This is a genomic window from Vibrio sp. D420a, assembly GCF_030248625.1.
Taxonomy (GTDB): Bacteria; Pseudomonadota; Gammaproteobacteria; order Enterobacterales; family Vibrionaceae; genus Vibrio; species Vibrio fortis_A.
The window spans coordinates 27,547-34,343 of the sequence record NZ_JAHGAN010000008.1 but is presented as its reverse complement, the minus strand read 5'-3'; the positions used below and the strand labels follow the sequence as shown (position 1 = coordinate 34,343).

Sequence of the window (6,797 nt, the reverse complement as noted above, 5' to 3'; positions counted from 1 at the left end):
TTACTCAAATAAATCTAATAAGTCTGACATTGCTTCTAAGTCGTCTTGCTGAATCGTTTCCCCTTCCAGCATCTGCGAAAGCTCGGCAATTGTCGGATTGTGAAAGAGATCAGCTAAAGCAATTTGCGCTTGGAAAGTACGCTGAATACGTGCTTGTAAACGCGTGGCGGTTAGAGAATTCCCACCTAGACTAAAGAAGCTGTCTTGAGTACCGATCTGATCGTGTCCTAATAACTCTTGCCATATTTCTACCAATTGCATTTCCAACTCTGTGGTTGGTGTACAATAGTGGCTCATCCCTTGCTGGGCAGGTTCAACTAACGCTTTACGATCGACTTTGCCGTTACTATTTAGGGGCAGAGCATCCATGATCATAAGTGTACTGGGTATCATGTAAGCAGGGAGATGTTCCGCTGCTAATTGCAGTAAAGTTTCGCTCCCTAGCACCACACCATCGCGTGCCGTAACATAAGCGGCGATATAACCGTGTTGACTGTCTGCCTGCCAAACTTTAACTACCGCCTCTTTAACGCCCTTTTGAGACAAAAGAACAGACTCAATTTCGCCAAGTTCAATCCTAAAACCGCGTAGCTTAATTTGGAAATCGCTACGCCCGAGGAACTGAAGTTCTTTGTTTTCATCCACAAACACTCTGTCACCAGTGCGATACATTCTTGCGCCGAACTGGTCAGAAAAAGGGTTCGGAATAAAACTGCACGCGGTAAGGTCAGCACGCCCGAGATAGCCGCGAGCTAAGCTCTCTCCTGATATGTAAAGTTCTCCTTCAACCCCCTCTGCCACAGGATTGAGTAATTCATCGAGTACGTAAAACTGCATATTTTCAATTGGCTTACCTAAAGCAACAATCTGTCCTTGGGTATGATCAACAGTCTGACTTGATGCCCACACCGTGGCTTCTGTCGGTCCATACACGTTCGTCACCGATTTCGCTTTTTGCTTCAGTCGTTTCGCCAATGTAGTAGGGAGCGCCTCTCCACCAGCTAACACCCTCAACGATGCCCACCAAGCTGCATTCATATCCGCTAAGCTCTGCCAAGTTGCTGGTGTCGCTTGCATCACTGTGATGCTATGACGCTCCATCAGATCCGATAGGCATTGGCTATCTTTGCTCTTTTGATCACTAGCAAGTACGACTGTTGCCCCATGGATTAATGGTAAGAACAACTCCAGAACGGCGATATCAAATCCAACCGTAGTTAATGCCAACAACGTATCTTCACGCGTCAGACGTGCTACCGGAGAAATAGACTGAAGGAAATGGTTAAGTGCGCCACGTTCAATTTGCACACCTTTCGGATTGCCCGTCGAACCAGATGTAAAAATGGTATAAGCAAGTTGCTTAGAATGCTTCGCTTTAACTCTCTGCCCATCATTTACCGTTTGTTTGATATCGTCGATGTTGACACTTCGACATTTCGGCAAGACTACATCACTGATTGTTAACTGAGGTTTAGCCTGTTCGATAATGTTACCCAAACGAGCAGGAGGAAGCGTAGGGTCTAGTGGGATATAACAAAGTCCAAGTTTATAAAGACTCAGCAATGTAACTAGTAGTTCTGCTTTTCGGTTAAGGCAAACGGCTACAGGTTGATCATTATCGTAAGTCCAGTGTGAAAGTGACGCAGCTAACGCATCAACTTCTGTAACTAATTCACGATAGGTCAGCGTTCTATCCTCTGTGATCAAAGCCACAGCGTCACCACTATCACGCGACTGATGTTCAATCTCGGTTAGAAAGTCCCAGTTAGAATCACGCGCTGCAAGCGGCAAAGGCTCAGGTACAAAGACGAGTGCTTCGACCGCTTGATGTACCTCTTGAGAAAGGTTCTTAGTAAGGTTGATTAATGCGAGCTCGAATGTCGAAAGCATGCGTTCAACTAGAGTGTTTGACACGGCTTGACAGTCGTAAGTGCAATTTAATTGAAGCGACTCATTCGGGGTCACTTGTAGCATAATTGGAAAGTTACTTGTTCCAAATACTTCTAGCAGATCAAATTCAGGGGCTTTCATCTCAGCTAACGCTGGAGGAAATGGAAAATTCTGAAACACAAGAACAGTATCAAATAAGAGTTCACCAGGCTCTAAGCTTACGTTAGATTGAATGTTAGATAGAGGAACATGTTCAATGCCACGAAGTTCAACAACATCGAGCTGCATTCGCTTTGCAACGTCGATCAATTTGGCAGCGGGATCCAACTTCACGTTCACTGGCAAACTAGAAAGAAAAACGCCTGCCATTTTTTCAATTCCATCCACTTCTTGTGGTCGACCCGAGCTCGTCATCCCGAATAACACATGGTATTGGCCTAAATAACGACTAAGCGTCAATGACCACGCGACTTGCACTATTGTATTGAGAGTAAGGCCATGAGAGCGAGCTTGGCTCTCCAACTGTTGAGTAATGCGTTTTGAAATAAACTTTTGGTAGCTGTTCTGCCCCTGCTTAGGTTGTGTTGGTTTAGGTAAATGCGGTACCTGTTCGACATCAGCAAGATAAGTCCGCCACTTCTGTTCTGCGACTTCTGCATCTTGCTTCGCAATCCATTTGAAGTAATCCGCGTATCGAGGAGCAGGCGAAACTGCCTGATTTCTGTATATTGTCATTGCATCGTCAGCAATTAACGCAGAAGTCCAACCATCGACCACCAAATGATGGCGTGACCAAACCATTCGATAGACACTTTCATCAAACTTTATCAACGTGATTTTCATCAACGGTGATTCATCAAGAGCAAAACCGGTTTGTTTCTCCATGTCCACAAGTTCTTTAAACAGAGTTAATTGCTCTTGATGAGAAACATCGGTCCAATCGAGAAAATTCGTAGAGAATTGAACATTTCGACAAACAACCAAGTAAGGTTGTTCAAGCTCATTCCAAATGAAACGCCCACGATTAATATCATGACGAAGTATTGCCTCCTCCCACGCAGCCAGAAACGCAGCGCTATTTATGTGCCCGTCCAATGACATGCTCGTAACATTGAGGTAGAGCTGAGGATTTTGGTCTAATAAACAATGAAACAAGATGCCTTGTTGAGTTGGTGCTAGCGGTAAAACATCCTCTATATTCGTCGCTGGAATATGCTGGCAGATCTCATTCAGATCACGAGCCGATATCTCCGCAGTGACTTCGTCGGTCGTGATGGTTAACGGTAGACTATCTAGATCACATCGGTTCTTTTCCTTGGCTTGTGACGTCTGTACATCAACATCATTGTTCCCCAATTGAGGAAGAATAAATTGAGCCAGCTCATTCACACTCTGGTGCTGGAAAACATGTTGCGGGAGTAGCGTTAACCCTTCTTTCTTTGCTGCAGCAATAAGCTTAAGCGCCAATATCGAGTCACCACCAATGGCAAAGAAGTTATCGTCATTATTTACGTTTGATACAGATAGTGTGCTAGACCATAGCGATTTAACTACGTTTTGTGCGCTCGCTAAATTGGATACTCGAGAATCCGAGCTAATTTGGTTTTCAGTACTTTCAGTTGCTTGATGTTGCGAAGTTAAAACCTGAGTAAGCTCTTTTGCGGATTGGTGCTTGAATAACAATTGTGGCGTTAGAGCAATGCCTTGTTTTCTTGCCAAAGCAACCAATTGTAGAGCTCGAATAGAGTCTCCACCAATGGCAAAGAAACTATCTGTCGATGACACGACTTCACCCGGTACTTCAAGCACTTGTGCGAACAAATCACACCAGAATGCATTCGCGCTTGATTCTTGTTCACCGCTACTTATTTCATTTTCTTCGACTTTTTCCATTGCCAAAAACAAAGCCTTTCTGTCAACTTTGCCGTTTACAGCTCGAGGAATTGTTTCCTTAAATTGCCAAAAGTGAGGTTGCATATGAGCAGGTAATTTCTCACTAAGCTGCCTCTTAAGTTCAGCTAATGCCAATTTGTCATCTTTTCGATGCCACTCCTTGTCCAGCACCACGATCGCGGTTAAGGCCTCACGAACATTATTTTTCTCAAAGAGAACCGCAGCTTCTGCAACACCTGTTAATGCATTGATATGGCTTTCAACTTCAGCTAACTCCACTCGGTAGCCACGAATTTTTACTTGCCCATCAGCTCGACCAATAAACTGCACTCGACCATCAGGCAATCGCTTCACGCGGTCACCGGTGCTGTACATTTTTTCCTGATCGCTGAACGGGTCATCGATAAAGCTAAGCTTTGTCTTTTCTAAGTCTTTCCAATACCCCTGAGCTAATTGATTACCAGAAATATAAAGATCACCGACTGCCCCCACAGGTACGGCTTGCAGTGACTTATCCAAGATATACACCCGACAACCGTCCAAAGGCTTCCCAAGGGCGATAGGTTCTTTCGATGATAATCTACCAGCAATAACACCGACGGTGGCCTCCGTAGGGCCATAGTGATTAAAAATTCGCAATGATGGCGCTGTTTGCTCGATCTCCTCTAGCAAGCTTTGGCTAACGCCCTCACCGCCTAGGACGAGCGCATCGCGCGGTAATAACCCTTCACACTCTGAAGCCATTAATCCTTGTAAATGAGACGGCACAACTTTCAGCATATCAACGGGGTAACGATTTAGATGCTCAGACAAAGCCTCTGCATCGAGCATAAAGTCTTCCTCTAAAAGGCGTACTGCATGCCCAGCTAGCAGGCCACCCCATAGAGATGTATAACCTAGGTCTGTCGCGACACTCGCTAAACTGGCGTAAACGCTGCCTGATGGCATCTCCAAGCGTTTGTTTACTGCAATAACATAGGATGCAAGAGCACCATGGCTAACAGTTACAGCTTTAGGCTTGCCTGTGGAACCAGAGGTAAAAATCAGATACGCAAAATCTTTCGCGTCCAAGCTCTCCGGCTCAATGGACCCAGAGGGCAGTTTGGAAACATCGACCCATTCCATCTGTTCTGCTAACCAATCCGGTCTTCTACCGAAACCAATAACAACATTGACTTCTGCCTCTTCAAGCATCATTGAACTTCGTTCAGCAGGTTGTGACAGGTCCAATGGCACGTAAGCGGCACCTACATACCAAGCTGACAGCATAGCTGTTACTTGTTCGACCCCTCGAGGCAATAACACAGCGACTCTTCCCCCATGACTCACACCTTTGCCACGTAAAGCAAAAGCCAGGTTCGAAGCACTAAGACCTAACTCTTCGCCTCTAATCGATTTTTCATTATATAAGAGTGCCGGCTCACTACGCTCACGGCTTAACCAAAGAGACAAGGCTGTTGTTTTTTGAGGAGACGATTGTTCAACTGCTGGTAGCCATTGTCGGAATAGATGTTCGTTCAACTTCACTTCAGGTTTGTTTAATACCGTTTCCAAAATCTCCAAAAAGTCGTGTGAAATCGATTCGACCGTTTGCTTTCGATACAAACTAGAATTGAACCTCCAATGCAAGCGGAACGAATCTTCATACTCATATACGACAAGATTTAAATCATGCGCAGCGCCTCTTTGACCTGAACTTTCTGCGTGGTCAGTGATAGGCATGGCTAAAGAGTGGTCATGAATGCGAGCATAAGTAAACATATGAGATACTATCGCGGTCTTATCAGCTCGGCGTTCAGTTAACAGCGATTCAGTTAGCGTGGTTAAAGGTACTTTCTGATGACGAACCGTTTTACGATAGAACTCAGTGAACGTCTTTACTAGTGCCTCAAAACTTTGTGGCTCAGTGAAATTTGTTGGAATTAAAACAGGATTAACACAGTAACCAACAACACTTTTATGTCTTCGTCCGTAACGCCCCATCGTTGGAGAACCTAGTAAAAACTTAGATTGACCCGAAAGTTTATGGAAAAAGAATTGGAAGGCGCTGAATAAAACTGAATACGGAGTGGTATTCAACTGAGAAGAAAGCGTCTTAACTTTGCTAGTAATGGACTTGCTAGTATGAAAATGTATTTGCTCACCATCGAACTCTTGGACATCACCGCGTTCGAAGTCTGTTGGAAGTAGTAATGGTTCTGGAAGTGGCGTCAATGAGTCTTTCCAAAACTGCAACGATTTGGCCGCAGCTTCGGATGATAAGTAATCTTGTTGTTCTTGAGCCCAAGAACAATATTGTTCAGACGGCAATGGCTGGTCTTCACCATTCGCCAAATATAAATAGTATTCTGCCCATGTCTGCATTAACTGCTCAATCGAGTAGTAATCGCCAGCGATATGGTGAAGAGTTAAGATGAGGTAAGGTGTTGTCTCTTTTTCAAAAGTGTTAAAAACAACATTCGCACGACATACATAGCCTTTTTCAATGTCGAAAGGTTCGTCTGTTTGTTTAGCAATCCAATCATCCAACTCTGACTTAGAGAAACTCGTATAATCAACTTTCAATTTTGCCACATCAGACGTAAACAAGTTCCCATACACCCTGCTCCCTTCTTGTGCGTATCCAGTACGTAGCGAGCGGTGATGTGAAACTGTTTCAAAAAAGCTCTCTTTAAGAATAGTTAGATCAAGCGGGAGCTGTTTTTCTCCCCCTAACACCGAAGTAAAGTACATATTATACGCACTCGATGTTGGAGATAATTGGTACAAAAACCATAAAGATTTTTGATTCGATGACACCAATAGGCGCTCAAAATACTCTGGATACTTAGAAATCGTTTCAACGATGCCATCTTGGTTTGATAACAGCCATTGATACTCCGTTTGAGACAATTTTGAATCCAGCCCAGTATTTATTGGGCTGCTGTTTATTTTCAATAAATCATCGTGTGCCTCAATCTGAATGCCTTTTTCTCGCAAATTAATCAGAGGTTTTAATAAATCCATTTGAGTTG

At 44.1% G+C, this 6,797-nt stretch carries 1 protein-coding gene; it reads right to left on the bottom strand.

Translation table 11 applies throughout. The features are described from left to right. Window positions 1–6,789 carry a non-ribosomal peptide synthetase gene (locus KI743_RS08165; protein ID WP_285465902.1) on the bottom strand — a complete coding sequence of 2,263 codons (6,789 nt, stop codon included), beginning with the start codon at window positions 6,787–6,789 and terminating at the stop codon, window positions 1–3. Window positions 6,790–6,797 lie beyond the last annotated feature (8 nt).